The organism is Dongshaea marina, assembly GCF_003072645.1.
Lineage (GTDB): Bacteria > Pseudomonadota > Gammaproteobacteria > Enterobacterales > Aeromonadaceae > Dongshaea > Dongshaea marina.
Genome location: NZ_CP028897.1, coordinates 2,955,030 through 2,980,711 on the forward strand (window position 1 = coordinate 2,955,030; position 25,682 = coordinate 2,980,711).

At 52.1% G+C, this 25,682-nt stretch carries 29 protein-coding genes, 1 other RNA gene and 1 pseudogene; 12 read left to right on the top strand and 19 right to left on the bottom strand.

From position 1 onward, the window contains the following. The 16 genes and pseudogenes from DB847_RS13930 to DB847_RS14015 all read right to left on the bottom strand — a co-directional run bounded on the left by DB847_RS13930 (position 1) and on the right by DB847_RS14015 (position 14,208). Positions 1 to 222 (bottom strand): hypothetical protein, encoded by a 222-nt coding sequence (locus DB847_RS13930; protein WP_108651245.1) that lies wholly within the window; start codon positions 220 to 222, stop codon positions 1 to 3. A gap of 78 nt (positions 223 to 300) precedes the next feature. Beyond that, positions 301 to 1,623 carry an RNA-guided endonuclease IscB gene (gene iscB, locus DB847_RS13935; protein WP_108651246.1) on the bottom strand — a complete coding sequence of 441 codons (1,323 nt, stop codon included), beginning with the start codon at positions 1,621 to 1,623 and terminating at the stop codon, positions 301 to 303. A 454-nt stretch (positions 1,624 to 2,077) separates the two neighbouring features. Then, positions 2,078 to 2,833, bottom strand: coding sequence for an IS21-like element helper ATPase IstB (gene istB / locus DB847_RS13940; RefSeq protein ID WP_108649424.1), 756 nt, complete (start codon positions 2,831 to 2,833; stop codon positions 2,078 to 2,080). Between the two features lie 9 nt (positions 2,834 to 2,842). Then, positions 2,843 to 4,389 (bottom strand): annotated as a pseudogene (istA, locus tag DB847_RS13945) (IS21 family transposase). A 178-nt stretch (positions 4,390 to 4,567) separates the two neighbouring features. Further along, positions 4,568 to 4,735: a hypothetical protein gene (locus tag DB847_RS24430; RefSeq protein WP_159084628.1), complete on the bottom strand. Its 168-nt coding sequence runs from the start codon at positions 4,733 to 4,735 to the stop codon at positions 4,568 to 4,570. 700 nt (positions 4,736 to 5,435) lie between these two features. Further along, positions 5,436 to 5,972, bottom strand: a complete 537-nt coding sequence (locus tag DB847_RS13960) for a 3'-5' exonuclease (protein WP_108651249.1) — start codon at positions 5,970 to 5,972, stop codon at positions 5,436 to 5,438. 352 nt (positions 5,973 to 6,324) lie between these two features. Next, positions 6,325 to 6,750 (bottom strand): hypothetical protein, encoded by a 426-nt coding sequence (locus tag DB847_RS13970; RefSeq protein WP_108651251.1) that lies wholly within the window; start codon positions 6,748 to 6,750, stop codon positions 6,325 to 6,327. Positions 6,751 to 6,963: 213 nt separating this feature from the next. After that, positions 6,964 to 7,353, bottom strand: a complete 390-nt coding sequence (locus DB847_RS24435; protein ID WP_159084629.1) for a hypothetical protein — start codon at positions 7,351 to 7,353, stop codon at positions 6,964 to 6,966. Between the two features lie 280 nt (positions 7,354 to 7,633). Continuing rightward, positions 7,634 to 8,191: a helix-turn-helix domain-containing protein gene (locus DB847_RS13980; protein WP_159084630.1), complete on the bottom strand. Its 558-nt coding sequence runs from the start codon at positions 8,189 to 8,191 to the stop codon at positions 7,634 to 7,636. After that, positions 8,191 to 8,436 carry a helix-turn-helix transcriptional regulator gene (locus DB847_RS26675; protein ID WP_108651254.1) on the bottom strand — a complete coding sequence of 82 codons (246 nt, stop codon included), beginning with the start codon at positions 8,434 to 8,436 and terminating at the stop codon, positions 8,191 to 8,193. The genes DB847_RS13980 and DB847_RS26675 overlap by 1 nt, the downstream gene beginning before the upstream one ends. A gap of 111 nt (positions 8,437 to 8,547) precedes the next feature. After that, entirely contained in the window at positions 8,548 to 9,126 is a 579-nt protein-coding gene (locus tag DB847_RS13990; RefSeq protein ID WP_108651255.1) for a hypothetical protein, read from the bottom strand. Then, positions 9,107 to 10,330 (bottom strand): integrase domain-containing protein, encoded by a 1,224-nt coding sequence (locus DB847_RS13995; protein WP_108651256.1) that lies wholly within the window; start codon positions 10,328 to 10,330, stop codon positions 9,107 to 9,109. The genes DB847_RS13990 and DB847_RS13995 overlap by 20 nt, the downstream gene beginning before the upstream one ends. A 163-nt stretch (positions 10,331 to 10,493) precedes the next feature. Beyond that, positions 10,494 to 10,854: a transfer-messenger RNA gene (ssrA, locus tag DB847_RS14000) on the bottom strand. Between the two features lie 76 nt (positions 10,855 to 10,930). Beyond that, on the bottom strand, positions 10,931 to 11,416 hold the full coding sequence (smpB, locus tag DB847_RS14005) for an SsrA-binding protein SmpB (protein ID WP_108651257.1): 486 nt from the start codon (positions 11,414 to 11,416) through the stop codon (positions 10,931 to 10,933). An 87-nt stretch (positions 11,417 to 11,503) separates the two neighbouring features. Continuing rightward, the gene (locus tag DB847_RS14010; RefSeq protein ID WP_234418406.1) at positions 11,504 to 12,298 is read right to left on the bottom strand and encodes a substrate-binding periplasmic protein; all 795 of its coding nucleotides are present in this window, start codon (positions 12,296 to 12,298) and stop codon (positions 11,504 to 11,506) included. Positions 12,299 to 12,411: 113 nt separating this feature from the next. Then, positions 12,412 to 14,208, bottom strand: a complete 1,797-nt coding sequence (locus tag DB847_RS14015; RefSeq protein WP_108651259.1) for a Na/Pi cotransporter family protein — start codon at positions 14,206 to 14,208, stop codon at positions 12,412 to 12,414. Between the two features lie 252 nt (positions 14,209 to 14,460). Here DB847_RS14015 and dapB point away from each other — a divergent pair, with 252 nt between their 5' ends. From dapB to DB847_RS14070, 12 genes are all read left to right on the top strand, one after another. Next, positions 14,461 to 15,276, top strand: a complete 816-nt coding sequence (gene dapB, locus DB847_RS14020) for a 4-hydroxy-tetrahydrodipicolinate reductase (protein WP_108651260.1) — start codon at positions 14,461 to 14,463, stop codon at positions 15,274 to 15,276. 61 nt (positions 15,277 to 15,337) lie between these two features. Next, complete coding sequence (locus tag DB847_RS14025) at positions 15,338 to 15,613, top strand: DUF2845 domain-containing protein (protein ID WP_159084631.1); 276 nt, start codon at positions 15,338 to 15,340, stop codon at positions 15,611 to 15,613. A gap of 67 nt (positions 15,614 to 15,680) precedes the next feature. Continuing rightward, a complete protein-coding gene (locus DB847_RS14030) occupies positions 15,681 to 16,049 on the top strand; it encodes a DUF2845 domain-containing protein (RefSeq protein WP_108651262.1) in 369 nt (122 codons plus the stop codon). A 139-nt stretch (positions 16,050 to 16,188) separates the two neighbouring features. Continuing rightward, complete coding sequence (locus DB847_RS14035) at positions 16,189 to 16,950, top strand: substrate-binding periplasmic protein (protein WP_108651263.1); 762 nt, start codon at positions 16,189 to 16,191, stop codon at positions 16,948 to 16,950. 251 nt (positions 16,951 to 17,201) lie between these two features. Beyond that, positions 17,202 to 17,765: a hypothetical protein gene (locus DB847_RS14040; RefSeq protein WP_108651264.1), complete on the top strand. Its 564-nt coding sequence runs from the start codon at positions 17,202 to 17,204 to the stop codon at positions 17,763 to 17,765. A 308-nt stretch (positions 17,766 to 18,073) separates the two neighbouring features. Continuing rightward, a complete protein-coding gene (locus DB847_RS25675) occupies positions 18,074 to 18,445 on the top strand; it encodes a hypothetical protein (RefSeq protein ID WP_234418407.1) in 372 nt (123 codons plus the stop codon). After that, positions 18,379 to 19,074 (top strand): GRP family sugar transporter, encoded by a 696-nt coding sequence (locus tag DB847_RS14045; RefSeq protein WP_234418621.1) that lies wholly within the window; start codon positions 18,379 to 18,381, stop codon positions 19,072 to 19,074. The genes DB847_RS25675 and DB847_RS14045 overlap by 67 nt, the downstream gene beginning before the upstream one ends. Positions 19,075 to 19,090: 16 nt before the next feature. Further along, positions 19,091 to 20,011 (top strand): ribokinase, encoded by a 921-nt coding sequence (gene rbsK, locus DB847_RS14050; RefSeq protein WP_108651265.1) that lies wholly within the window; start codon positions 19,091 to 19,093, stop codon positions 20,009 to 20,011. 362 nt (positions 20,012 to 20,373) lie between these two features. Further along, positions 20,374 to 21,414, top strand: a complete 1,041-nt coding sequence (selD, locus tag DB847_RS14055) for a selenide, water dikinase SelD (RefSeq protein ID WP_108651266.1) — start codon at positions 20,374 to 20,376, stop codon at positions 21,412 to 21,414. Beyond that, a complete protein-coding gene (gene mnmH, locus DB847_RS14060; RefSeq protein WP_108651267.1) occupies positions 21,407 to 22,501 on the top strand; it encodes a tRNA 2-selenouridine(34) synthase MnmH in 1,095 nt (364 codons plus the stop codon). The genes selD and mnmH overlap by 8 nt, the downstream gene beginning before the upstream one ends. Before the next feature lie 60 nt (positions 22,502 to 22,561). Next, positions 22,562 to 23,194, top strand: coding sequence for an MBL fold metallo-hydrolase (locus tag DB847_RS14065; protein ID WP_108651268.1), 633 nt, complete (start codon positions 22,562 to 22,564; stop codon positions 23,192 to 23,194). A 250-nt stretch (positions 23,195 to 23,444) separates the two neighbouring features. Further along, positions 23,445 to 24,206 (top strand): DUF4344 domain-containing metallopeptidase, encoded by a 762-nt coding sequence (locus DB847_RS14070; RefSeq protein ID WP_159084632.1) that lies wholly within the window; start codon positions 23,445 to 23,447, stop codon positions 24,204 to 24,206. Between the two features lie 35 nt (positions 24,207 to 24,241). Here DB847_RS14070 and DB847_RS14075 read toward each other — a convergent pair whose 3' ends face one another. The 3 genes from DB847_RS14075 to DB847_RS14085 form a co-directional block, all read right to left on the bottom strand. After that, a complete protein-coding gene (locus tag DB847_RS14075; RefSeq protein WP_108651270.1) occupies positions 24,242 to 24,619 on the bottom strand; it encodes an RNA-binding S4 domain-containing protein in 378 nt (125 codons plus the stop codon). A gap of 143 nt (positions 24,620 to 24,762) precedes the next feature. After that, complete coding sequence (locus DB847_RS14080) at positions 24,763 to 25,101, bottom strand: PBPRA1643 family SWIM/SEC-C metal-binding motif protein (protein ID WP_108651271.1); 339 nt, start codon at positions 25,099 to 25,101, stop codon at positions 24,763 to 24,765. A 67-nt stretch (positions 25,102 to 25,168) separates the two neighbouring features. After that, on the bottom strand, positions 25,169 to 25,600 hold the full coding sequence (locus DB847_RS14085) for a hypothetical protein (RefSeq protein WP_108651272.1): 432 nt from the start codon (positions 25,598 to 25,600) through the stop codon (positions 25,169 to 25,171). Positions 25,601 to 25,682: the final 82 nt, after the last annotated feature.

Sequence of the window (25,682 nt, forward strand, 5' to 3'; positions counted from 1 at the left end):
CTAGGGTTTTCCTACCCGGCATCTATTCCCCTGGCTGGCTGCAATGAGCTTTTCAGCAATGCCCAGGGCAAACCCATCAGCTGTTGGCAGGCCGATTTGTTCAGCAGCAACCCACTCCAGGTACTTTGCGATCCGTTCTGCCCCAGCGTTCTCTGACACCAGCTGCATAACATCCGGCACATAAGAGCGGTATTCGTCCCTAGCGCACTCGGCATTGTCCATCAAAAATATCCTCTTAGTTAACTCTGCACCGGCAAGGGCCGGGGACCCCCGTCTTTAGGCGGGGGAGGAGGCGACGACTCAGGCATACGAATACCCATCGCACGAGTGAACCTTCGTGCAATACCTATGACTCACATCTCTTTTCCCTGCTGAATCTTGCAGGCTAAACGTACCTGTTTTTCTCACGGAGATTCGGCCTAGGTATTTGCCTGCATACTTACCAACAGGCACGACAGCTTTAACTACATCCCCAGTCCTGAACCCTTTAACCCGACTGCAACCTTTCGCTTTGGTTCTTGGGAAACCGTACTTATCAGGCAGCGTCATTTGCCGGGAGCCGTGACCGGTTGCTTTAATTGCCAGCGGCACAGCACTAGAAGGGATAAACACTTGCTGGCCAGTCTCACCCACGCAAGCAGCATCCAACCAGTGGTCTTTTTGATAACCTTGCTGCGACCGATTGAACTTGGTTCGTCCGCCACTCCAGAAAGTAGTGGGTAGGCCGGTCGCCTTCATCACATCGCCAATCCGATACCGGGTAGCATTAACTGCCGCCGCATCTCGCATTGAAGGGCTCCGGCCAGCTATGACCTTTGGTATTCTGGTTGCCCTTGCCTTGTTGAGTTTGGAGCGTGACTTGCTGACAGCTTTCAACCAATCGGATAGCAGTGTGGCCCCTTTATCCTCATTGCAGGTTCGGCATGAGGTGACTAGGTTCTTAGCGCTATCGCTGCCGCCTTTAGCTCTGGGTTGCACATGGTCGATGTTCAGAACAGGGTCACCGGAAGCGCCGCCGCAATATCGGCAAGTGTGCCCGTCCCGCTGCAACAAATACTCACGGAGTTCATAGCCATGCAAGCTGCCTTGCTGATACTCGACACCGGCAATCTTCGGGTTAGCCATGAGTTGCATATCAAAGCGAACGGTCTCAATGGCAATGTCAGTTACCGGGCAGAGTCGGATTAGCCGATAAGCCCATGTCTCGCAGTTGTGAACCCGGCTCATCAAGCTGGGAGCAAGCCAGCCTTTGGGCTTCGCTCTATTGTCGAATCGCGCCGGGCGATAGCGAGTCTTTCGGTTGCGCCTCGCTCTGCGCTGGGCTGCTCTCGATGACAAGCTTTCGCTAATCGCATGGCCGCGATGAGATAGGTTGCCAGCCCAAACAAGGCGGATGCCGTTATCCCCGTGAACAGTCAGAGCCATCCCCGTTGTCTTGCTCCCGGGGTCTAACTTCAACTCGGTCCTTTGTAGTTCCCCACCTTCCCGCTCTTTCAGGATTATCGTGAACGGGAACCGGCGAAAGACAGCCGCTTTCTTTTCTTTGAGTAGCTCCCGCGCCCTTGCCGGATGGCAAGGCATAAGCGGTTGCTTCTTACTACTCAAAACTAAAACTCGTTGCATCGTGTTACCTCTAATGCAGTCTCGGGTTTCCCCGGTAAAAATCGCATCGACAATGTTATGGAAAGGTTTGATGGCAACAGCACTGGCTTAACCTCTTACACCTGTTTAGCTGTTACCCGCAGAGCGTGGGACTTGCGAAGGTCATCCCACGGTGCCTATGGATTCTTTCCTAACGTAGCCAGTTAAGGCTTAGTCTGGTCAACATGGGCTTTTACAAGCCCGGTCCTTTAGGGCCGGGTAGTTGACCTTGGACACACCGATAGGATCCCAGTCGTAGAACAGGATTGCGTCAATTTGGTGGAACAGTTCACTGACCATGCTCGGCCTCCTGTTTCAGCCTCATGGCCAGCTCAAAGAACTCGGCCGACACCAGGTGCGTATTATCGCGATGGCGATCACCGAATAATATGATGTCGATCACCTCAACATCCCGTCTCACAGACTGGGTTATTTTTTACCCTGAGTGATCGGCATCCGTCAACTCTGCGGTGATTTTTCTCATCGATTCTCCGCATAATTCTACACGGATCGCTCCATGAACCAGACGATCCAGGATCGCATCCGCATGGGTTGATTCACCGATCATTGTGTGCCAGTGCTCCAGCGGAAGCTGGCTGCCGATCAGTGTGGCTCCGTGACCATGGCGAGCATCGATTAACTCCAGTAGATCGCTACGCTGAAGCGCATTCAGCGACTCCAGTCCCCAGTCATCGAGGATCAGAAGCGGCGTGTTTCTCAACTGAACCATCAGCTTTCGATAGCTGCCATCAGCCTGAGCCAGCTGCAGTTGCTCCAGCAGCTCTTTAAACCGGAAGTAGCGAACCCCGAGTCCCTGCAGACAGAAGTGATGGCCCAGGGCGCAGGCCAGATAGGTTTTCCCGCACCCGGTCGCCCCGGTCAGGATCAGAGTCTGCCCCAGGCTAAGCCAGTATCCCTCTGCCAGTGAGCGGATCTGGGCTCTATGCAAGCCGCGATCACTTCGATAATCCAGTTGCTCCAGATTTGCCTGCAGCCGGAATCGGGCCTGCTTGATAAGGCGCTCGATCCGCCGCTGAGACCGATCCGTCAGCTCCTGCTCCAGCAGCAGGCTGAGTCGCTCTTCGAACCCGAGTTCCTGGTAGTGCCCGGGTTGCTGATGTTGCCTTTCCAGGGCATCCCGGATACCACTTAGTTTCAGCTCCCGAAGTTGCTGTTTGAGTTGTTCTGTCATCTTTGATCCTTAGTGATAGTAGCCTGAGCCACGGATATTGAGGTGAGTGAGCTCCGCCAGACGATCCGGCTGAGTTTCGGGCAGTGGCTGGCCATCCAGCCCCTTTTCCAGGATGGAGCGGATCCCTTTCTGATAGTAAACGCCCGTTCGGTCTGCTCGCTGGCAGGCCGCTTCTAAGCGGGGGCGTCCATATCGCTTTTCCAGGTTGAGGATCCCAAGGCTGGCCCGATATCCAAGCTCCGGGTGGGACTTTCGGTAGAGCAGCTGTTTGATCACCGCAAGCGTGGAGGGGCCTATCTCCTGAGCCCAGTTCAGAAAGCGTCCCGGGGTCCATTGCATCTGCTTTTGGTGTGCGACCGGCATATGATCGGGGTGGGTGGTTTGCCCTCCCTGCTGATAGCTGCGTGGATGTGTCGCGACACAGCGACCACCATGATAGATCCGTACCAGGTTGTCGCAGATATGCGCTTCAAGCTTGCGTTTGAGCAGGGTATAGGGAACCGAGTAGTAGTGCTTGTCGAGCTCGATGTGATAGTCGATATGAACCCGAACCGCCTTCACCCGGGTGAACTGATAGGGGTTTTGAGGCAGCGATTTGAGCACCGGTTTGTCTAGCAATTCAAACTGTGATTTACGGCTTCCCGGCAGCTTCTTGAACGGGCGATTGTTCAACTCGGTGAGCAGAGCCCCGATCCGCTGGTTTAGCTGAGCCAGACTGAAGAAGGTCTCATGGCGCAGTTTTGCCAGGATCCAGCGCTCAACGATCTGCACGCCCACCTCAGCCTTGGCTTTATCTTTGGGCTTGTAAGGACGGGCAGGAAGCACTGCAACACCATAGTGTGCAGCCAGCTGCTGATAGGTAGGATTGAGATCTGGCTCGTAGCGACACGCTCTACTGACTCCGCTTTTGAGATTATCCGGAACGATCATCTCTGGTACTCCCCCAGAAATTCGAAGGCCCGTTTATGGCTCATCACCCAGTCTTCCAGCCCCTGACTCAAGGTTGCATCGGCGTAGGTGTAGCTGGATGCACCCATCACAGCGACAAAGATCTGAGCCCGACGCTCCTCCCCAGTCCTCGGATCCACGATGGGCACGGTTGGACCGCAGTAATCAACAAACAGTTTTTCACCGGCTTTATGGCTCTGACGCATTGAGGGAGACTGGCATTTACGCCACTCACGATAACGCATGCAGTAATGGTTATAGCTGTAGTGGTTCTTGGGATGTCGCTCAGCATACTCCTCCCACAGGAGTTGTAGCGTCATCCCTTTGCGTCTGAGCTCCTGATGGGCCACGGCCCAATCCGGCAGAGGAGGTGTCTGACGAACCGTGATCCGGGTCTCAAGGAACTCACGGCGCAGCCGCTCTTCATCCCACTCAGCAGGCAGAGGCCATTGGCATAGCCCCATCTGTTGGGCCCTTTTGCAGTAATTGGACACAGTCGACGGAGACACAGACAGGCTGCTTGCGATCTGGCGGTGACTCAGGCCGCCTTGGTACTTGAGTCTGAGGATCTCTTTGAGTTTTCGCATGGTGATATGCACCGTTGGCATGGCTGGCTCTCCGCTCGAGGTCAAACAGAGAGCATAGCCGGTTAAAAAAACACCTGCGAAACGGGAGTTGAAATGAATAACATTTCGGTCGGGACTGCATAATATTCATGCCGATCACCCAATAATATAAAACTCAAAAGTGATCGCCATCGATATTATTGAGCGATCGCGATCGATATTATTCAGTGATCGCTATCGATCTTATTGGGTGATCGCGATGGACCAAAAAACGCACCAGGTAGGCAACTGTCTCCCCTTTGCGCTGGATCTCCACAGGCGCATCCTGAGCGGCCCGGATCGTCTTGTTTGCTTCTCTGGCGAGCTGAGCAACGTTAATCTTTTTCAATCTTTCCTCCTGCCTGTTCGACGGCACCCGCAGCTTTTTTTATGCCCGGCAGCCACTACCGCGTTCTTGAGCACAGCCACAGCGCCGCAGTCACAGCGGAACCTGGTAAGAGATGGCCCAGACTCAACCTCGATAGACTCCAGAGCAGTGAGGCTACCGTACTTGGTCCCCACAGGGACAATCACTCTTCGGTACTGGCCACCGAAACCAACCTGCTCCCTTGCTCTTACAGGCAGTAGTTCAGCACGCAGGCACCCGCAGCTTTTCGTCTTGCCGATTAGGATGAATGCTTTTCTCTTGGTGACTACAGCCCCGCAGTCACATTTAAGATCCACCCACAGCTCACCTTTGATACTTTTAGGCTCGGCGATGGCTACCAGCCGCCCGAACCTATCCCCTGGGTGAACAGGTCTCTTAACTGTCATTTTCTATTTGCCCTTTGATTTCGTTACGTTATCAATGCCGCTGGTCTTGAATGTTATGTGTTGCGGCTTACCTTTCAGGCTCCGGTGGAACACTGGCTCACTCTCGACGGGCTGATAGTTATTGTCTATCTCATCGGTCTCATCCAAGTGCCGGATAAGCTCCCTGATAGTGCCCTGGTACGCCATGGGGATCCGCATTACTGTAGTCTCCCCTCGGATAGCCTTACGTCCTGCTCCAGGGCGAGCCCCGCCTCTGCCGTCCTTTGGCTTATCAGTCATGCGCCTTGCCTCTTGTTGTTATGTTTTAGCTGTTGGCCGTCAAGGTAGGCCCAGACGGTAGCTGTCGCCCTGGCATCGGCCAGCGCCCGGTGTGCCTCATCCTTTCCCCAAGTATGGCCAGCCTCTTCTGCTGCCTTGGTGAGCTTGTGCCATTTCAGATTGCCGTCCTTTTCGCGGTACTCGTTATTGTGCTCAGCCCATCGGATCATGGCGCACTCAATACCCTCGGCCCCATCCAGAAGGGATCCCAAGAACGGCGCATCGAACTTTCTGTTGTAGATAACAATGGTACGGCCTGCTACTGCCTCCCGGATCTTTGGGGCCAGCTCTCCCAGGGTGGGAGCGCTCGCTACATCAGCTGGAGTGATACCGTGAATCGCTTGTGCTTCCGGCCATTTGGTTTTGTTGACCGGGCGAACCAATGAATTGAGGATCGGGTTTCCAAATTGGTCACAGATTGCTATCTCCAGCAGCTCATCTGTTTCCGGATTCAGGCCCGTGGTTTCGGTGTCGAGGATTGCCAAGTTGCTCATAGTTTGATTGATTACGTTACATTTTCAATAAGTGTAACACTGTGGGAGGATCAATTTCGATAAGTTTGCTGATTTACTGTACCTGTTCGCAGTGATAGCATCTGCGCTCTTTAAAAACTGAGAGCCGTTTGGGGTTCAACCAGAGAGGGACGCATGGTTAGCTTAGTGATGCTCCACTTTGATAAGCGGAAAGTCATTGTCAGGTTCACTTGTACCGGAGAGACAGCGGAGCTCTGCCCTCTCGATCCTCTTCTGGATACGCTCCTGGCCCACATGAGCAAGTCAGACCAGGGGATGATTACGAAATACCGCTATGCTGTTGCGGGAGTTTGGGAAAGGTTAATGGAGCACTCTACCTGTGATGATATGTTTTAGTAGAGGATGGCATACGAACGCCGGTAGTAGCATCATTTTGAAGCTGGTTTTGTGGTAGCGAAATAGGAACCGAGAACCTGACGCGCGATTCTGTACCACTCGTTGCCGTAGTGCTGGCCTCTACCCCAGCATTCAGCATCTTGAGCACCTTGATCCCTCCACTGCCTTTGGTTCCGCTTTCGTCATGCGTGGTGACAGCCACATCAAAATCGACACTCTCAACCAGTGAGTATGTATTATCCCCCAGGTAAGTGAGCTTGCTACCACTGTTCTTACCACTGGAACGCTCCACTGGGCAGTTCAATACGGCATTAGAACCGGACTCCCGCAAAGTGGCCTGAGCTCGCTCGACGCCCTGGGCAACCTGCACAAGAACCTTATCCACAAAATCATCTAACTCCATCAACGAACCTCGTTATTGTTTAAGTGCTGCTAATTGTTATAGCTTGCTTGATTGTTTATTTTTGAGTCATCCCGCTGATATCGGCCATATCATTCTTTGGTGCTGTTCCTTTGTCTTGGGTTTGTACCTGGGGCAGAGATTTAACTTCCTTGTGTCCAGGATTGAAGTGGAACCAGGTTGATGCCAATAGAGCAAGGCCACTGATGAGAACAGCTAACCAGGAGCGGCCAATAGCCCCCTCTGCTCGGCTCTATCCTCCCATCGTTTCTGTAGCTCCTTACCGGCCTCAAAGTCTGTGCCCTGCATGTACGGTAGATAGAAACACTTTCGGCGCGGTACATCGAACACAAGACGCTCCACTTCAAGAGCCTTTTTCTCATCGGTCGATTCTTCAAGACGCCCATAGTACCAGACCCCCATGCCACATAGGTAAGGGGGATTAGGGCGAACACTGATCCGAAAGACAGACCGCTTGCGAGCTTTGACATTGTCCCGAGTACGCCCATGCACCGGTCGGTTGTAATAACTATTCGGTCCGCACTGCTCATTCCGGCAAAAGAAATGACAGTCAGCACAGCGGTTTTTCTTAAAGATGTTTAGCAACGAAAGCTCCCTACGACTATCACTTCAGGCAATCCAACACCCGGTTTATCATCTACTCCCTACAATTGTTTGGCCAGAACTCCTGATAGAGCGGGTGGCTATCAGATATGGGTGATTTCCAAGTATTTTGGATCACTTTTTCCACCGTGTCATGCTTTGATCCTCTCAATGTTGAGTTTCCCCCATTTGTTCGAGCAACTGTTGAGCCTGACTAATCATCTCTCTACCACGTTCGTTGGCTTCAGGTCACCTATGCGCAAAATCTCCATCGCTCTCTGGTTCATTGCAGGGCTCCAGGTATACCAAAGCGAGCCATCCCTACTTGAGTTAGCTCTGTTTTGGTTATTTTTTGTGTGGATAACAACTCAGATGGATTGGTATTGGATCTTAATAATGGATCATTACTAATAACGGATCGGGGGTCACCGTTGACCTGTCCACTCCCCTGTTTTTTGTCCGATTTGACCTGTCCACTCTCTGATTTGACCTGTCCACTCCCCTGTTTTTTGTCCGATTTGACCTGTCCACTCTTGGGTGGATGGGTCACTGTTGAGCTATCCACTATTTTTGAGGTGAACTGATACTGATTTGACTGGTTTTTACGCCCATCACTGTAGTTACCAGCCCTTTTTCGTCGGGTTAGCCAGCCATCATCAACGAGTCGCTTGATACACCGCTTCACAGTGCTCTCGGACTGCGTGGTCATCTTCGCTATCGTTTCGATGGACGGCCAACAAGCGCCATCATCTCGGCAAAAATCAGCAAGGCAAAGGGCCACAATCCTTTCTGGCATAGGGATACTCGATTCCCACACAGCTCTTGTGATTGCTATCCCCACTACGCCACTAACTCCTGGCGCCTCTCTACCAGCTCTCTAACCAAATTCCGCAACTCGTCTGGATTAGATCCATTAACCATTGCTGCCATAACAGCATCAAGCTCAGTAGACACCCACGCTACTGAACGCCCACCGAGCGACACTGGGGGTGGCACAAGGCCATCATTTATCCTGCCATAGAGGACCGTGTTACTCAGGCCAAGCATTTTTAGAGTTTCGGGGCGACGGACAAATCTATAGCTCATGTTAAGTACCTAACAGCTTCAATTGGAATATAGTGGGAACATTAAAGCACGGATAAAGAACGCGTTAAAGTTATCAGCCCACGTTAACTACCCATTTAGACTAAAAATTTTTTAGTCGATGAAAACTTGAGCAATATATTTGCGAATAGAGTCTACACTTCGAGGAACCTCACCGCTTTCATATATCCGTTGAGCTATCTCACGTTGGGATAATGTTGGATCCTCGCTAAGAAGCTGAGCAGCTATCTCTTGAGCTTTCTGGACTAAAGGCTTCGCCTGTGCACTACGCTTCAACCCGCTAACAGCACCAGCCTTTGAGGCCCACTTTTGGCGGTTTTCCGGTGTGGTTTTTTCTTTTTTTAAGCCGTGTATTTCCACAGCCAATTGTGCCCAGCTCTCTTTAAGCTGATTTGTGCTAGCCTCATAACTCTTGGCTAGCCCAAGCATTTCTTCAAGTTCAATTGCACGCCGTTCCGAAATTTTTGATAACAGACTCTGTGTTGATCCAAAAGCAACCAACCTTGTGATTACGTCACAAAGGAGCTCTAGCTCATAAGTCACTTCAATCTCTTGACCCTTAAAGGTTTCCTTAAGAACCTTTTTTGCAGATTTGCTTGCCTCTACATGATCCGCACCATCCACCATTAACGTACAGAGGCTCTTACTCAGCTCAGATGCATCCATAGACATGCGCCTGTCCTCCCGACTGTTGGATGTGGTCACTCCACCATGCCATCATTGCCCGGCGTCGCTTCAGGTAATCAGCTCGATTATAAGCTCGCCTGACTTCGTTTTTGTCCATGTGACTCAGTGCTGCTTCGATAAGGTCTGGGTCGAATAGACCTGATTCATTGAGAGCGGTGCTTGCTAAGGACCTCAAACCATGCGCTACCAGTCTATTTTTGTAACCACATTTCCTAAGCATCTTGTTCACCGTTGCAGATGATGCGCGCTTGTTTAGGTCAGAGTCCGACACAAAGATCCACTCTGTGTGCCCACTGATAGGGCGTACTGTATCCAGTATTTTTAAACACTGCGGTGTCAGAGGGATTGTGTGTGTCTTGCCCATCTTCATTTTGCTAGCCGGGATAACCCAGACATTGCGTTCAAGGTCTAGTTCATCCCATCTGGCAGTGGATGCCTCCCCCGGACGAGACATGGTGTGCAGCTGCCACTCGAACATGGCCTTAGTAATAATCCGTGACTTGGATTCAGAGACTCGCTTCAATAGCTCACCCAATTCATCGGGCCTAAGTGTTGGCAGATGCTCTTTCTTCGGTGATTTGAATACCGAACGGATCCCCATCAAAGGGTTGGCTTGAATAAGGCCAGCATTAACTGCATACGTCATCACCTCATTAGCTCGCTGGCAAAGGCGTTTCACGCTCTCCAACTTCCGTTGCTTTGCTAATGGCTGTAGAGCTTCGATAGCTAAGGGAGCTGTGATTTTATGAATGGGAACATCACCAATCATTGGGAATAGATGATTTTCAAGTGAGCTCCACACATCAAAAGCATAGTCTTCAGTGAGGCTCTCTCGTTTCACCTCAAACCATAGCGAAGCGATATACTGAAAGGTATTTAGATGGGCTCCCTCCGCCTCCCTTCGTTGTCTATCTCGGTGCTCTTTCGGATCAACGTCTTGAGCCAGAAGCACCCTATACTCTCGCCGGAACTCTCTAGCTTCAGACAATGATGTTTCTGGAAAAGAGCCTAACCCTATCTGTGTGCGCTTTTTTATGAAGGGGCGCTGATAATTGAACAGCCATTTTTTGCTACCGTTTGGGTGAACACGCAGGCGGAGACCTTCGCCATCAACCAGGACATACTCTTTGTCCTTTGGCTTAGCGGCCTTAATCTCTGTTGTTGTGAGCGGTTTTGTTGTCCTGCCCATAACTTTCTCCAGCAAAGGTACACAGAACCCGTGTACCAATTCATGTACCCAAAATTGTAGGATGTCAGCACATCTCTACGGACGTTCTGGTAATAAAAAAGCCCGCAAAACCAAGCGTGAGCTCAATCTTGCGGGCCTCTCCGACCTTGGTCAGGTCTGTAGGTGGTGGAGCTGGGGGGAGTCGAACCCCCGTCCGAAAAACCTACGCCTTCGGTACTACATGCTTAGCCCAATCTTGACATTCGCCGGCAAGCTGCTGATGGGCAAGCTACTGACCGACTAGCCTAATTCGATTTAACGCTTCAGACCCTAGGCAAGGTATCCACGCGATCCTGTGAGGGATGACCCTCAAAGCCCCTAAGTCACAGGCAAGTTAGGGAAGAGGGGCCTTTGCAGGTTATTAAGCTGCTAGAGCGTAGTTGTCTTCGTTTGCAACTATTAGTTTGCGGCTTTTTTACGAGGCCAACCGCACCTCGGCATGCACCTTGGGTTTCGTGAATTCCGTCGAGTCCTGAATCAGCCCCAAGTGACAGGCGATATACTAACGAAAATCGCCTTAAAATCAAGGGAAAAGATAACAAAAGTTATCTTTTCTCAGTGTTAACGCACACTATTCTTCATCATGCGTTCTTTTTGTACTTTCCACTCCCTATCCTTAGTGGAAGTGCGCTTATCGTGGGATTGTTTACCCTTGGCAAGGCCAATCTTGAGTTTGACCCATGCCTTACTCCAGTATAGCTCCAAAGCAACCAGAGTATAGCCCTGGCGCTCAACCAGCCCCTGCATCCGATCGATTTCACGACGGTGCATCAGGAGTTTGCGGGTTCTCTCGGGATCGCATACCACATGACTAGATGCAGCATCCAGCGGGGTAAAGGTTCCTCCCAGCAAAAATGCCTGCCCCTGACGCAAAATCACATATGCGTCACTAATGTTGCCTTTTCCGGCGCGCAGCGACTTAACTTCCCATCCCTGAAGCTCAAGGCCTGCCTCATAAGTCTCTTCAATAAAGTACTCATGACGCGCCTTTTTATTGAGGGCGATGGTACTGGCGCTCGCCTTTGATTTTGATTTTTTCTTTGCCATAGGCAGGCTATTATACGCGGCGCCGCCACTGAGTAAACCGCCAGAATCAAATTAGGATTTTCCGGTTGAGGCTTTATGCCCTGGGGATTATTTTTTGCTCTGCTCTGGCTCTAGCTGACCACTGCGAGACATAAAGATCAGCTGATTGAGTCGACCTCTGGCCTTGAGTTTCTTAAGACCTCGGTTAAATTTATCCAGTAGCGATTGAGCGTTAGCCCCCTTCTTGGAGAGCAGCAGATAACTCATCTGAACCATCGCCGCCTTAGGGTGATTGGTAAAGAGATCAACCGTGTACTGGGGATACCACTGACGTAACGAGTAGTAACCGACGTCAATCGACTCAAGGGTTGCATCTATCTTACCCGCCAACATTAGATCGAAGCTCTGCTTGAGGCGGTCGACAAACAGCACATCAATCTCTCCCTCTTCAATCGCCTTATAAAAATCGGCACTGTAAGTATAACCATTGATGGCTGCAATCCGTACCCCCTTGAGATCGCTAAAGCTGTTCCAGTTCAGGGGGTGCCCCTTCATATGGAACCAGACTATGGTTTCACTCATCAGAGGATCGCTATAGAGATGATCTTCGCGGCGAGCCTTGGACTCATACCAGTGGGCCGTCCCGCTTACCATTCCATCGCGGGATTGATTGTAAGCCTGAGTCCAGGGCATAAACTTGTAGTCAACCTCTACCCCCTCATAGCGAAATGACTCAGAGACAATCGCCGGGACAAGTCCCTTGAGCTTAAAGCGTTCGGAGTTTAGGGGAGGAAACTCGCCGGTCGAAATGGTGATGGTTTCTGCCGAGGCCAAGCCAGGCAGGAGATTTCCAAGGACAATCAATAATCCAATCCAAAGCAATCGATACAGCCGCCCCATCATGATCCATCACCCTATTGCTTCCCTCTCCCATAACCATAGCAGAAGCATCTGCGGCGATGATCTTGTTCACGGGTGGGAATAACCTGAACCGTCTCCGTTAGCAGCCTGACAGCTTAATCAAAAAACAGGGCATTGGCTTCCAATTCGGGAATCGCATCCGTGACCCTATTCTCAACCAGCAGCACCTTGGCGACCCTCAGTAACAGGCGCTGGATCTCACGCATCGTCTGACAATCATTCATCAAAGAGCTGGCAACCAGGGGATCGACTCTGTTACTCAAGATCAGCAGCTCCAGATCATCCCGATCCTGACTGGCATCATGGCGTAAGCGTTTTTTTTGCTCCTCTGCCCAGCGCTGCCGGTCTTCAGGATCCCCAACTTTAGGCAGGTGATGCATCCCTCGCAGTAAGCCAATTAACCGCTCCTGAAGCTGATGGTATTTATCACGCAATGGCCGTGCGCCGGTCAGGATCGCCGAAGACATATTATGCTGAATGTTGCGCTCCAGCCGGATCACCTCCACTATGGTCCGGCAAACCGAGACCAGCTGATCGATACGTTCTATATCCTTTTCACTCATCCCCTCTTTGCAGGTCGCAGCAAAGGTCAGGATCTCGCCGAACAGGGTCTTGGCTCTCTGGTAGTAGAGAAGTTTCACCGAGGGCCAGACATTATCCGCAGAGCGAAGCACCTCATTGGTCGGCTTGGTCGAATAAATTGCATGGCGCGGCACCCCCACTAACCCACGGGCTGTGATCTTCTGAAACTGGTGAAACAGGTGCGCCGTCTCCCGAACCAGAGACTCCAGGGCTGAGGCCGAGGTGCCGCCCGCCATCTTGGTCAGATAACGTGCGTGAATTACGTTATCCTGGGTCTTACGCCTGGGCAGGACCCACTGAATAAAACGGATCAGGGGATCGACAAAGGGCACCAGCAGCAACACACCCAGCAGATTGAACAGGGAGTGAAAAAGGGCCAGTCTCAGGGTGTAATCACCCGAGTTAATCTGCAGCAGATCGGCCAGCATGTTATTGAAGGTCAACAGGGGATAGAAGAGAGAGATCACCACAACACTAGTGATGAGGTTAAACACCAGGTGGGCTAACGCGAGCCGCTTTCCCTCCAGGTGGGCCTGAATCGAGCCAAGAATCGCGGTGATGGTGGTTCCAAGATTTGAGCCAATCGCCACCGCCAGTGCATTCACATAGCTAAGCTGTCCCGTGCTCAGAGCGGCAATGGTCAGCAGCAGGGTTGCGTGACTCGACTGCAATACCAGGGTGATCAGGATCCCGATGGGAATAAAGATCAATAACCCCTTCCACCCGTGAAAGTGATATTTACCCAACTCTATGGTCTGGCTGAAACTTTCAAACCCCTCCTTGATAAAATCGATTCCAAGAAACAGAAATCCCACCCCGGCCAGTACAAAGCCACAGCCACGAATGGTTCTTTGATTGAATGAGATGAGAACGATCGCCGGGACCAACAGGGGTAAGGCGTAAGCCGCAACCTTAATTTTCAGGCCCAGGGCCGCAATGAGCCAGGCCCCTGTGGTGGTTCCAAGGTTTGCACCAAAGATGATGCCGATCCCCGCCTTAAGGCTCAAAAGTCCGGCGCTGAGAAATGAGATGGTGAGCAGGGATATGAGTGAGCTGGACTGCGCCAGGGCCGTGGTGATCACCCCCAGAGATAAACTTCGGGGTATGGTATTGGTAAAACGTCGCAGATACTCTTTTAATTGCTCGCTACTGAGCTGAGAGAACCCCTGCTCAAGAAAATACATCCCAAACAGGAATACCGCGATCCCTGCGGTGATCAGCTGCACATGATGATTGCGCGACACCAACCAAATCAAAGCCAGAACCGCAATCACCAAAGAAACAAACGTGAATTGGCGATTATTAAACATCCCTGAACTACCTTCGTCCGCTGTGATTATTATTTTTGTTCTCCTCTTTAAGGTTAATACAGTTTGAGAGGTTTCTTTGGAAAATTAACACTTTAGTTTAAATTCTTGGGATAGTTCACATAACTCAAGCTTTGCTTGTCGCTCTCTGGCTGCGTTGGCCTTTTGGATCCGGGCACAATCTCAACTCTCTCTTTCGTTTTGTGGTGCAACTCGCTACCATCAATCTCATCTGGGTATGTCTAAGGAATTAAGATGGAGAAGACACGAGTCTGTATTATCGGTTGTGCCGGACGGATGGGGCGCGCCCTGCTGGAGGCTGTCTATCAATCAACCAATGCCGTCATTGGTGCGGCTATTGAAACCCCGGGAAACGAAGTCCTGGGACTGGATGCAGGGCAACTGATCGGCCCGGAACGGCTCGGGGTGCCTGTGGTCAGTAGCCTGGCAAGTGTTGTCGACTCAGTGGATGTGATCATAGATTTCAGTGAGCCCTCGGCGACCCTGGCCCACGGTGAGATCGCCGCACAAAGCAAGGTCCCTATGATTGTCGGAACTACGGGCTTTAGCAGCGAGCAGAAAAAGCGTTTACACGCTTTGAGCGAGCGGATCCCCCTGGTGATCTCCTCCAACTACAGCATTGGGGTTAACCTGCTGTTCCGTTTGCTCCGAGAGGCCGCTGCCGTGATGGGAGATGAAGCGGATATTGAGATCATCGAGGCCCACCATAGATTTAAGATCGATGCTCCCAGTGGGACGGCGCTAAGTATGGGCGAAGAGATTGCCAAAACATTAGGCCGTGACCTTCAGCAACATGCGGTCTACGGCCGTGAGGGGATCACCGGCGAGCGAGACCCCAAGACCATAGGTTTTTCAACCATCCGCGCCGGGGACATAGTAGGCGATCATAAGGTGCTGTTTGCCACCCTGGGTGAGCGGATCGAAATCTCTCATAAGGCCAGTAATCGCCTGACCTTTGCCGCAGGCGCGGTGCGTGCAGCCTGCTGGGTAGTCTCTCAGCCACAGCGAGTTTATGATATGCAGGATGTATTAGGGTTTAACAAAGGCTAAACTTATAGCAAACCCTGATCTCAAGGGGTCTGGGCCCCTTGTCACTGCCAAGGATCTGATGATGAAAACATTGATTACAATGCTGGTAACCCTAATGTTTTGCGCCTCTGTATCCGCCGCCTCTATGCGCTGTGGGAGCAAAATAATTCAGGAGGGAACCTCCGCAGCCAAGGTTCTGGAGTATTGCGGTACGCCATTGGAATCAGGAGCAGCTTCTGTATCGGCCTCTGATAATAACCAAACCTGGACCTATGATCATGGCTCAACTCATATGATTCATCAGCTCCACCTGACCAATGGGGTCGTAACAGCCATTCGTGACCTTCCACGTAACTAATTAATCACGGCTCCCGTACCACAGAATTATTACAAGCGGGAGTTATGAAATTTACAGGAGAGTATCTATGCGCCTGCTCATTATGCTAGCCCTGCTATTGAGCTTTGGTCTTCACGCTCAGGCCTTTCGTTGCAGCGGCCATGTGATTAAACAAGGAACCCTTACCAGTCAGTTGCTAGAGTTTTGCGGTCAACCCGCCAGTAAGGAAAAAGTCACGACGAACAAAGGCTCAAACTATATCCGCAAGCAGTGTAATGCCAGTGGCCAGTGCCAGCTCGTGCCATGTACCAGCAATGAGATCGGCTGCTATGCCAGCCAGAATATCGAGCAAAGCTACGAGCTATGGACCTATGATTTCGGCTATGGCCGGTTACTCTATCGACTCAAAGTCGATGATGGACAGATCCAGGATATCCAGACCTTTCCACGCCAGTAACTAAAAAGGCTCTGAGTCGGCTTTAGCTCCAGCGGATATCAATCTCGCAGAGCTCGCTTAATTAGCGCCTGACATTGGCGGCCTGTGAGGATCCCCTCTAATCTTGAATCAAAGAGGTATCAACCGAAGGGATCTCATCATGCGGATACCACTGCTGTCATCTTTGCTCCTTGGCTTGTGTCTTCCTTTCATGGTGCAATCGGCACAAGATGAACCCGACTTCAGCAAACTCAGCTACCTGACCGAGGAGTACAAACCCTTTAACTACACCGAAGATGGCAAGATCAAGGGACTGTCGGTTGAACTTCTCAAGCTGGTGTGGAAAAAACTCGGGGTCGAGGAGCAACCGATCCGCGTTCTTCCCTGGGCGCGGGGTTATTACCTGCTTTTGCAAAAACCCAATACCGTGCTGTTTGCCACCGCTCGCAGCCAGGCTCGTGAGCCGCTGTTCAAGTGGGCCTGCCACATAGGTTACTCAGAGATAGTGCTGTTGGGTAAAAAAGATGATGGGATCAAGCTTAAGACCCTTAATGAAGCGAAGAAATATAAGATCAGTGCCGTTCGCTCCGATATTGGTGAACAACTGCTGTTTGATAATGGTTTTGATGACACCCTGATCCAGGTTTCAAACCGCTTGGAAAACTCTGTCAAACAACTTCTGATCGACAGGGTGCAGATGATCTCCACCAACAAGTTGATCGCGATGCAAAAGGTCAAGGATATGGGTCTGGATCCCCACCGCTTTGAGGTCAAGTGGGAGCTGAGCAGCGAGCAGTTCTGCTACGCCTTTAACAGCAATGTGGATAACAAGCTGGTTCAAAAATTCCAAAGAGCCCTCAATCGGGTGCATGCCGAGCCCAGATCGCGTCGGCTGATGGAAAAATATAACCCGTACCAGTGACCCACTGAAATTGGATCTCTGGCTGGATGATAGCGAGGCATTTTCTGCCCCCCATACCCGTTATCGAAGGGAGCTTTCCAGCATCCGCCCTAATTCTTTAATATTGAGCGCATAACTAATAGCGAAAAGCTCATAAAACAGACGCCCCGAGACTCAATTGCATCCAAGCTATTGATTTCTAAGATTTTTACTTGCATCACCCCTGCATCCTTCGTCTAATAATCTTTTGCAATCAAAGAGTACCGGTAAGGATGTACCAACATATCATCGACAATATCCTCAGTTATGCTCAAACCGCCCCTCGCTTTTCTGAGATGATGGAATACCTCCTCCACGGCATCCAAAAGTATTGCGGCTTTGAGTCTGTAGCCTTCGCACAAAAACAAGCTGTAGGTCATCATCCTCTCTATCACTACTCCGGCTCAATGGATCAATTTCTTATCCTTAATCCCGAAGAGGCACCCGACACGGAGCAGAGCAGCACAGAGCGGACCCTCTTTGAAGCACACCGGGAGCTGCTGAAGATCTTAAGCGAGCAACCGGCTAAAAATTTTGCTCCCGAAACCACAGGCTTTCAAACCGGGCACAGCTTTTGGAGTAACCATCTTTCCCGGGAGCTAAGACAAGTCAGCCAGGCTGAGTCCGTCGGTTTGTTTGCTATTCGCTACTCAGGGATCACCCTGGGAACACTCCTGCTTTGGGATCCAAGAGAGAAGCTCTTCACCCCTGAGCTTCTCGACACCCTGCAGAAGCTCGCAAACCGGGCCGCCCCCTTAATCTTCAGCTCCCAGTACCTTCACCCTGACTCCGAATAAGCGAGTCCCCTCTCCCTATTAGCCCCCAAGACTCATCTGCCTTGCACTGCGAACTAGAATCCTCATAACTTTGACTGGCTAACCAGCCCGAAAGGGATCAATTGAGAGCGAGATCTCATTTGGAGCAGTGTTGGTTTGCTCTGAGTAAAAGGATCAAATATCATCTGCGCAAACGTTTTCCTTGGAATAAAAAAGCAAAAAAACATCTCGAATATGCTGATTAGCGGTTTTAAATACAAAGCCCGATCCGTTGAAATTCGTGTGACTCACTCAGATATTGGCCCTCAGGGGCGAACTATGGAGAGATTATGTTTACCGTTCATTCATATACGATTGCGATGGTGATGTGCATCATTACCATGATGTGCTGGGGCTCCTGGGCGAATGCAACCAAACTGGTTGATGGCAAGCGCTGGCCATTTCAGCTGTTCTACTGGGATTACGCTATCGGGATCCTGCTCTTCTCACTGGTCCTCGCCTTTACCGCAGGCTCCATGGGACAGGAGGGGCGCCCCTTTATTCTGGATCTCCACCAGGCAGACTGGAACAACCTGGGATCGGCACTTCTGGGGGGATCATCTTTAACCTGTCCAACATTCTGCTGGTTGCCGCCATCGATCTCGCAGGCATGGCCGTTGCGTTCCCGATCGGGGTGGGACTGGCCCTGGTTCTTGGGGTGATCACCAACTACATAGGCACGCCTCAGGGCAACCCAGAGCTGCTGTTTGCCGGGGTTGGCTGTGTGACCCTGGCGATTGTGCTGACGGCTCTGGCATACAAGCGGATCCAGACGGGTGAAAACTCCAATAAGCTCAAGGGAATGATCACTGCGATTATTGCCGGGGTGATCATGGGCTGGTTCTACCGCTTTGTAGCCTCCTCAATGGCTCTTGACTTCAGCCACCCGGCCTCAGGGAAACTCACACCCTACACGGCACTGGTGCTATTTTCCCTCGGTGTTTTCCTCTCCAACTTTGTATGGAACCTGTTGGTGATGAAAAAGCCGATCTCGGGTAAGCCGGTGAGCGGGCGAGCCTATTTTAAAGGTAGCCGCAAAGAGCACGGTTTCGGTATCCTTGGCGGGGTGATCTGGAGTGTCGGCATGTCCTTTAGCATTCTGGCCTCTGGGGTCGCCGGTTATGCGGTCTCTTACGGATTGGGCCAGGGGGCCACCATGATCGCCGTGATCTGGGGAGTGTTCATCTGGCGGGAGTTCTCCTCGGCACCAAAGGGAACCAACAAGCTGCTGGCCCTGGTGTTTGCCTTCTACATCTTAGGGATCATCCTGATCATCGCTGCCAATAGCTAAACAGAGGATAAAAATAATGACTCAAAAAAATATCGTAGTACTGGGAAGCGTCAACCTGGATCATGCGGTGCAATCCCCTCGCCTGCCTCAGCAGGGTGAAACCATCATGGGCCACAGCTATCAGCAGGCTCGCGGAGGCAAAGGAGCCAACCAGGCGGTGGCAGCGGCCCGACTTGGGGCAAAGCCAAGCTTCATCGCCTGTGTTGGAGACGACGCAGCTGCCCATGAGGCCGTTGAGAGCTTTCGTTCTGATGGCATAAACACGGATCACGTGCGGATTTGTGAAGGTGAGTCAACCGGGGTCGCGCTGATCCTGGTGGATAGTGAAGGTCATAACTGCATCTCGATCGCGCAAAATGCCAACGCCAAACTCAGCGCCGACGTTGTCGGTGATAAACAGGAGGTGATCCAGCAAGCAGACTACCTGTTGATGCAGCTTGAAACTCCTCTTGATGGCATTGAGCGTGCCGTTGAGATCGCGAGCCAGGCCAACACCCGGATCGTCCTCAACCCGGCTCCCGCCCGTCCCCTCGACGATGAGCTGCTTTCACAGCTGTATCTTATTACCCCCAACGAAACCGAAGCGGAGATCCTGACAGGAGTCAAGGTGACAGATACCGCCACGGCTCAGCAAGCTGCCGAACTCCTGGCGAGCAAAGGGGTCGAGATGGTGATCATCACCATGGGGGCCCAGGGAGCCTACCTTTACCAGCAGGGCCAGGGAGAGCTGATCCCGGGCTTCAGGGTCGAAGCAAAGGATACGACGGCCGCCGGAGATACCTTTAACGGTGCTCTGCTGGTTGCCCTGAGCCGGGGAGACGCCATGAAGGATGCGATCCGCTTCGCCCACAAGGCCAGTGCCCTATCCGTCACCCGGATGGGGGCTCAAAGCTCGATCCCATATCCTGACGAGCTCACCATTTTTGATGACAAGTAGGTAACAGCAAGCTGGCTCAGCAAGAGCCAGCTTATAACCTGCTTGCACCTTATTCGTCACCATCCGCAGCCAGCTGATTATTCTGTCCACATTAACTGTGAACTGGCTGTGGATAACACTGTGAGAATCCAGTTCCCACAGGCGCTGATGCCGATGATTAAATTATCGTCTCAGTCGCAGCGAAGGTAGACAAAGCAGAAGTGCGGATACCCGCTTCCCGCGAATCCACAGTTTTTTGCCGGCGCTCCCCCACAAAATTGTCCTTTAGGCCCCTTTAAGCCTATTTCCTTACTATTTATGCTCGCTTCTGTCGGAAGCTTTTTTTAAAATAGCTCTCCCAACGAATTAGCAAGGAATCGGCCATGAGCGATATTCGCCTGACCCAATACAGCCACGGCGCAGGTTGTGGGTGCAAAATTGCACCCAATGTACTCGAAACTATTTTAAAAAGTCAGCTGCCTACCTTTAACGATCCCAACCTGGTCGTTGGTAACAGCAGCAAAGATGATGCAGCCGTCGTTGATATTGGAGATGGAAAAGGAATTGTTTCAACCACAGATTTTTTCATGCCCATTGTCGATGATCCCTTTACCTTTGGCCGTATCGCGGCGACCAATGCGATCAGTGATATCTATGCCATGGGTGGCACCCCGATCATGGCGATCGCGATTCTTGGCTGGCCAATCGAAAAACTTCCTGCCGAGGTGGCTCAGCAGGTGGTCGATGGTGGACGTCAAGCTTGTCGTGATGCCGGGATCTCCCTGGCTGGCGGCCATAGTATCGACTCCCCCGAGCCGATCTTTGGCCTGGCGGTGACCGGTATCGTCAACCTGGATCGACTCAAGCAGAACGATACCGCTGAAGCGGGTTGCAAACTGTACCTGACCAAACCCCTGGGGATCGGGATCCTCACCACGGCCCAGAAAAAAGGCGTTCTGCAAGCCGAGCATGCCTCTCTCGCCCCTGAAGCCATGTGTGCCATCAATAAGATTGGCGGACAGCTGGCTGAACTTCCCGGAGTCACGGCAATGACCGATGTGACAGGGTTTGGCCTGATGGGTCACTTGCTGGAGATGTGTGAAGGCTCAGGAGTTCGCGCCCGAATTGAACTGGGCCGCCTACCCACCCTGCCCGCCATCGACCACTACCTTGAGCAGGGTTGTGTACCCGGAGGAACCTGCCGTAATTTTGCATCCTACGGGCACAAGGCCGGTGAGCTGACCGAGCGCCAGCGCAACCTGCTGTGCGATCCTCAGACCAGTGGTGGCCTGCTGGTCGCGGTTCGGCCAGAGGGCGAAGAGGCATTCCTTGAGCTGACCCGGAGTCACGGATTGGATCTCAGCCCGATCGGTGAGCTGCTGCCCGCAGGTGAGGGGTCACTGGTTGAGGTTGTGGATGAGTGAGCTGTTTAGCGATTTCGAACGATTAATTGTCGAAAATCGCCCCCTGATCGATGTTCGGGCGCCTTGTGAGTTTTCACAGGGCGCTATTCCGTGCAGCATCAATCTTCCCATTCTGGATGACGATCAGCGCGCCGCCGTCGGAACCTGTTACAAAAAGCAGGGGCCAGAAGCTGCGATGGTGTTGGGACATAAGCTCATCAGTGGGGAACTCAAGCAGCAACGGCTCCAGGGGTGGATCCGGGAGCTTGAGGAGCACCCGGATGCCATCCTCTGCTGTTTTCGTGGCGGCGATCGTTCACGGATCACTCAGCAATGGCTGGCAAACGAGGGCTACTCCCGTCCACGAGTCCAGGGGGGCTATAAGGCCCTGCGTCGCTATCTGATCGATACCATTGAGCAGTCCTGCGTCAGGGATAACTGGTGGGTCCTGAGCGGAATGACCGGAAGTGGTAAGACCCACCTGCTCCACCAGCTGAAGATGGCGATCGATCTTGAGGGACTGGCCCATCACAGGGGATCCTCTTTCGGACGGATGATTGAAGAGCAGCCCTGCCAGATCAATTTTGAAAACGCCCTGGCTAAGTCGATTCTGGAGCAGTACCAGCAGGGACAGCACAGCTTTATTGTTGAGGATGAAAGCCGCCTCATCGGTCGCTGCTGCCTGCCCGATACTCTGTATGACACCATGCAACAAGCTCCGATCGTGGCGCTGGAAGCGACACAGGAGGAGCGAGCCCAGCAGATCCGTGAGGATTATGTCGATGACATGTATCAGCGCTACCTTCGCCACTACGGAGAGACATCCGGGATCCCGGCCTATCGTCAATACCTGACCGATAGCCTGACCCGCCTCAAGAAACGCTTAGGCGATCAGGGGCTTCGCAGCATCAATGATAAGTTGCAATCCGCCATTGATACCCAGCTCGACAATGGTGATACCCAAGCTCACCTGGCCTGGATCCATGAGCTACTGGAGCGTTATTACGATCCCATGTACAGCTACCAGCAGCAGCGCAAAGGCTCACGGATCACGTTTCAGGGCGATCGCCAGGCCTGCCTTGAGTTTATCAGGGAGAAACTGAGTTAACTCCAAAGCCGGGGCCCAGGCTCCGGCCACTTATTCATTTTGCCAACATAGGCGATTGTTATGCTTGAATATCAAATCATTCCGGTTACCCCATTTCAGCAGAACTGCTCCTTAGTCTGGTGTACCGACACCATGGAAGCGGCGATCATCGATCCCGGTGGTGAGCTTGGAAAGCTGGCTCAGATCATTGCCGACAAGGGAGTCAAACTCACCAAGGTGCTACTCACCCATGGCCACCTGGACCATGTGGGCGCGGCCAAAGAGCTGAGCAAACTGCTCGATTGTGAGCTCATCGGGCCTCATCAGGCGGATCAGTTCTGGTTAGAGCAGCTGCCGGAGCAGGCAAAGATGTTTGGCCTGCCAAGCATTGAATCTTTTACTCCGGATCGCTGGCTCAGCGAGGGTGAAACTATCACCCTGGGTCAACAGCAGCTTCAGGTTCTGCACTGCCCGGGACACACCCCAGGCCATGTGGTGTTTTTTGCAGCCCAGCCTCAGCTTGCCTTTGTGGGTGATGTGCTGTTCTACCGCTCCATCGGTCGCACCGACTTCCCCCAGGGCAACCACGCCGAACTTATCAGCTCGATTAAGAACAAGCTGTTCCCGCTCGGTGATGAAGTCACCTTTATTCCGGGCCATGGACCCAACTCAACCTTTGGCAATGAGCGGCTCTCCAATCCGTTTGTGCGCTAACTCATATCCCGGGGACCCGCCGATATCTGTGGTCCCCTTCTTAGCCGACCAGGGCAAATCTATTCTCGGCCAGCAAGTTCAACTCTCAGGCTTGTGCAACACACTCCTGCCACTTTGCCTCTGTCGACAAAAGAGTGCTCTCCGCTTAACCCTGAACAGCTGAACCAAGCCCTGGCTTGTTATTCACTTAAGATCTTGCATGCTATGGTTAGCAAGTAACAAACCCAAAATCCATGGGAAGGATCACGACATGAAACAGCTGGCACTCCTTGGGATCCTGTTAACCACCCTGCTAAGCTCTCCAACCCGGGGCGCTGAGGCTGAACTGTTCATAGAGTTCCTTCCCGCAAAAGATCGTCAGGAGCAGCTTATCCGCCAGCAGCTGGAGGGAGCTGAAGCTATCCGCCAGTTTCGCGCCCTTGTCGATGAAACCTTCAAATTATCTGAACCCCTCACCATCAGCTTTGGGGCAACCGATGGTCCTCTGTACGATCCCGAAACCAACCAGATCGAGATCCCCTACGCCTTTATTCTTGAGGTCACTGAACGATTTGAGGGCATCGGGGAAAAGCAATTGGGGATCCCGGTCAGTGAAGCCACCCAGGATGTACTGATGCATACCCTGTTTCATGAGCTGGGCCATGCGCTGATCTCTGCCTATCAACTTCCGGTTGTGGGCCGGGAGGAGGATGCGGTCGACGGGTTAGCCACCTGGATGCTAATCAACGAGTTTGAACAGGGCTCAGAGATCGCCATCAGTGCCGCCCAGCTGTTTGAGCTTGAAAGCGAAGATAGCGACGAGATTGACGATGTTCAACTCCAAGGGGAGCATAGCCTGGACTTGCAGCGCTTTTTCCAGACGCTGTGCCATGTGGTGGGGCATGATCCTTCGCATTATCAGGAGATGGCCCAGCAAGCAGGACTGTCCCGGGAAAGAGTCGAGTCATGTATCGACGAGTATCAACAGCTCGATGACAGCTGGATGACGCTACTTGCTCCCCATCTCAAATAGGCTAAGCATCCCAGGTCCAGCCCGGTTCGATCCGCTTAAAAACGGATCGGCTTACGCCCGGTAGATGGCTTCTTTTTATCCACCTTAGATTTTGCAGGCTTTGTGGGGGCTTTCTGCTCCCGGCTCATAGCCGCTGGCTGCTCTGGTAACTGCTGAGGGCTATCCTGGGGTGACTGCTCACAGATCACCAGGTAGAACTCGCCATTAAAGGTGATGAGATCGCCATCGTATATTTTGCGACGCTTGCGAAGCTCCTGCTCGCCATTGACGCCTACATAGCCTTGGGAGATCGCCTGCTTTGCCTCTCCGCCCCCACTGACCACATCAGCAAGCTTGAGTATCTTATACAACTCAATCGGTTGAGAGGAGATCTCAATCCCGACCGCTTCTACCTCAAATTCATCTTCAGACATGCTTTCACTCACCAAAAAGTATTAACGTCAGTCTACCTCAAAGGCAAACCCAGGCTCCACCTGTGTTTGCATGCTTATCCCCGAGGGCTTCCTGGCCCGGGGAGCCGCTCGCCTGCTCATCATCGAAAATGCGGGCCTGCTGGTTACTGACCACAACACTTTTTATATTTTTTACCACTGCCGCAGGTACAAGGCTCATTACGGTTTGGTTGTTTCTCAAACGTCTGAGTTTGGGGCTTGTTGAGGATAGCTTCCAGCTCCAGGATATTCTCCTGCGCCGAGGCCTCAACCTTGATCTGGCCCACCAGATCATGCTCCAGCAAGATAGCTTGAACCTCAGCCTTACGCTCTTCATCTGGAACCGTCAGCTTCAGAGGGTTGGTCTGCGAGCCCGCTTTGGCTGAGCGCTTGGTGTTATACCCGTAGCTCTCGTGTTTGGGCTTTTTTTGCTTACGCCCTTTATAGAAAAACTTATCCGACATGGGGATCCTGTATACTTGGATAGATTGGAGCGAAGCTTATACTACAAAATGCAGTCGGGATAAATCACTATCTGCACTGAGCCCGTCCTATCCTGACAAAGGGGTTCCCCCTTGGATCCACCACCACACCATCATTTCGAAGATGCAACATCACGGCTCCGGGACCACTTGAGTTTGAACTCCACTGCAAAGCAGCCTGATTTCCCTGAGTTGCGATCTGCCAGCGCCCCATATCCTGAACCGGGGTACATTGGTAACCCTTGGCAATGATATTGGGCCGGCAGGAGCGGCCGCCACTGTAATAAAGGCCGCTGGCACAATAGTGAACCTCAAGTTCGACCCTGGGATTGTTGGAGGAGGTACCACTCCCGTAGCCAAATTGAATGGCTGAACCCGAGAAGTATTGATTCAGGTAGGATTTAAGATCGGCACCACTCACCCCTAGGGAGATAAGGGGCAATGAGATGCTCAAAAGGATCCGTTGCAGTAGAGTGCTCATGCCAGACTCTCCTTGTCCTTAACACGGCTTAAGTATAGACGCCTGCCTTTTAAGGGGTCAGCTGACGGAGGCTCTATCAATG

Bases quoted from the DNA above. Each gene is read 5' to 3' on its own strand.
- DB847_RS13930 (WP_108651245.1), bottom strand. From the start codon at position 222: ATGGACAATGCCGAGTGCGCTAGGGACGAATACCGCTCTTATGTGCCG.
- iscB (WP_108651246.1), bottom strand. From the start codon at position 1,623: ATGCAACGAGTTTTAGTTTTGAGTAGTAAGAAGCAACCGCTTATGCCT.
- istB (WP_108649424.1), bottom strand. From the start codon at position 2,833: ATGACAGAACAACTCAAACAGCAACTTCGGGAGCTGAAACTAAGTGGT.
- DB847_RS13960 (WP_108651249.1), bottom strand. From the start codon at position 5,972: ATGAGCAACTTGGCAATCCTCGACACCGAAACCACGGGCCTGAATCCG.
- DB847_RS13970 (WP_108651251.1), bottom strand. From the start codon at position 6,750: ATGGAGTTAGATGATTTTGTGGATAAGGTTCTTGTGCAGGTTGCCCAG.
- DB847_RS26675 (WP_108651254.1), bottom strand. From the start codon at position 8,436: ATGAGCTATAGATTTGTCCGTCGCCCCGAAACTCTAAAAATGCTTGGC.
- DB847_RS13990 (WP_108651255.1), bottom strand. From the start codon at position 9,126: ATGTCTATGGATGCATCTGAGCTGAGTAAGAGCCTCTGTACGTTAATG.
- DB847_RS13995 (WP_108651256.1), bottom strand. From the start codon at position 10,330: ATGGGCAGGACAACAAAACCGCTCACAACAACAGAGATTAAGGCCGCT.
- smpB (WP_108651257.1), bottom strand. From the start codon at position 11,416: ATGGCAAAGAAAAAATCAAAATCAAAGGCGAGCGCCAGTACCATCGCC.
- DB847_RS14010 (WP_234418406.1), bottom strand. From the start codon at position 12,298: ATGATGGGGCGGCTGTATCGATTGCTTTGGATTGGATTATTGATTGTC.
- DB847_RS14015 (WP_108651259.1), bottom strand. From the start codon at position 14,208: ATGTTTAATAATCGCCAATTCACGTTTGTTTCTTTGGTGATTGCGGTT.
- dapB (WP_108651260.1), top strand. From the start codon at position 14,461: ATGGAGAAGACACGAGTCTGTATTATCGGTTGTGCCGGACGGATGGGG.
- DB847_RS14025 (WP_159084631.1), top strand. From the start codon at position 15,338: ATGAAAACATTGATTACAATGCTGGTAACCCTAATGTTTTGCGCCTCT.
- DB847_RS14030 (WP_108651262.1), top strand. From the start codon at position 15,681: ATGCGCCTGCTCATTATGCTAGCCCTGCTATTGAGCTTTGGTCTTCAC.
- DB847_RS14035 (WP_108651263.1), top strand. From the start codon at position 16,189: ATGCGGATACCACTGCTGTCATCTTTGCTCCTTGGCTTGTGTCTTCCT.
- DB847_RS14040 (WP_108651264.1), top strand. From the start codon at position 17,202: ATGTACCAACATATCATCGACAATATCCTCAGTTATGCTCAAACCGCC.
- DB847_RS25675 (WP_234418407.1), top strand. From the start codon at position 18,074: ATGTTTACCGTTCATTCATATACGATTGCGATGGTGATGTGCATCATT.
- rbsK (WP_108651265.1), top strand. From the start codon at position 19,091: ATGACTCAAAAAAATATCGTAGTACTGGGAAGCGTCAACCTGGATCAT.
- selD (WP_108651266.1), top strand. From the start codon at position 20,374: ATGAGCGATATTCGCCTGACCCAATACAGCCACGGCGCAGGTTGTGGG.
- mnmH (WP_108651267.1), top strand. From the start codon at position 21,407: ATGAGTGAGCTGTTTAGCGATTTCGAACGATTAATTGTCGAAAATCGC.
- DB847_RS14065 (WP_108651268.1), top strand. From the start codon at position 22,562: ATGCTTGAATATCAAATCATTCCGGTTACCCCATTTCAGCAGAACTGC.
- DB847_RS14070 (WP_159084632.1), top strand. From the start codon at position 23,445: ATGAAACAGCTGGCACTCCTTGGGATCCTGTTAACCACCCTGCTAAGC.
- DB847_RS14075 (WP_108651270.1), bottom strand. From the start codon at position 24,619: ATGTCTGAAGATGAATTTGAGGTAGAAGCGGTCGGGATTGAGATCTCC.
- DB847_RS14080 (WP_108651271.1), bottom strand. From the start codon at position 25,101: ATGTCGGATAAGTTTTTCTATAAAGGGCGTAAGCAAAAAAAGCCCAAA.
- DB847_RS14085 (WP_108651272.1), bottom strand. From the start codon at position 25,600: ATGAGCACTCTACTGCAACGGATCCTTTTGAGCATCTCATTGCCCCTT.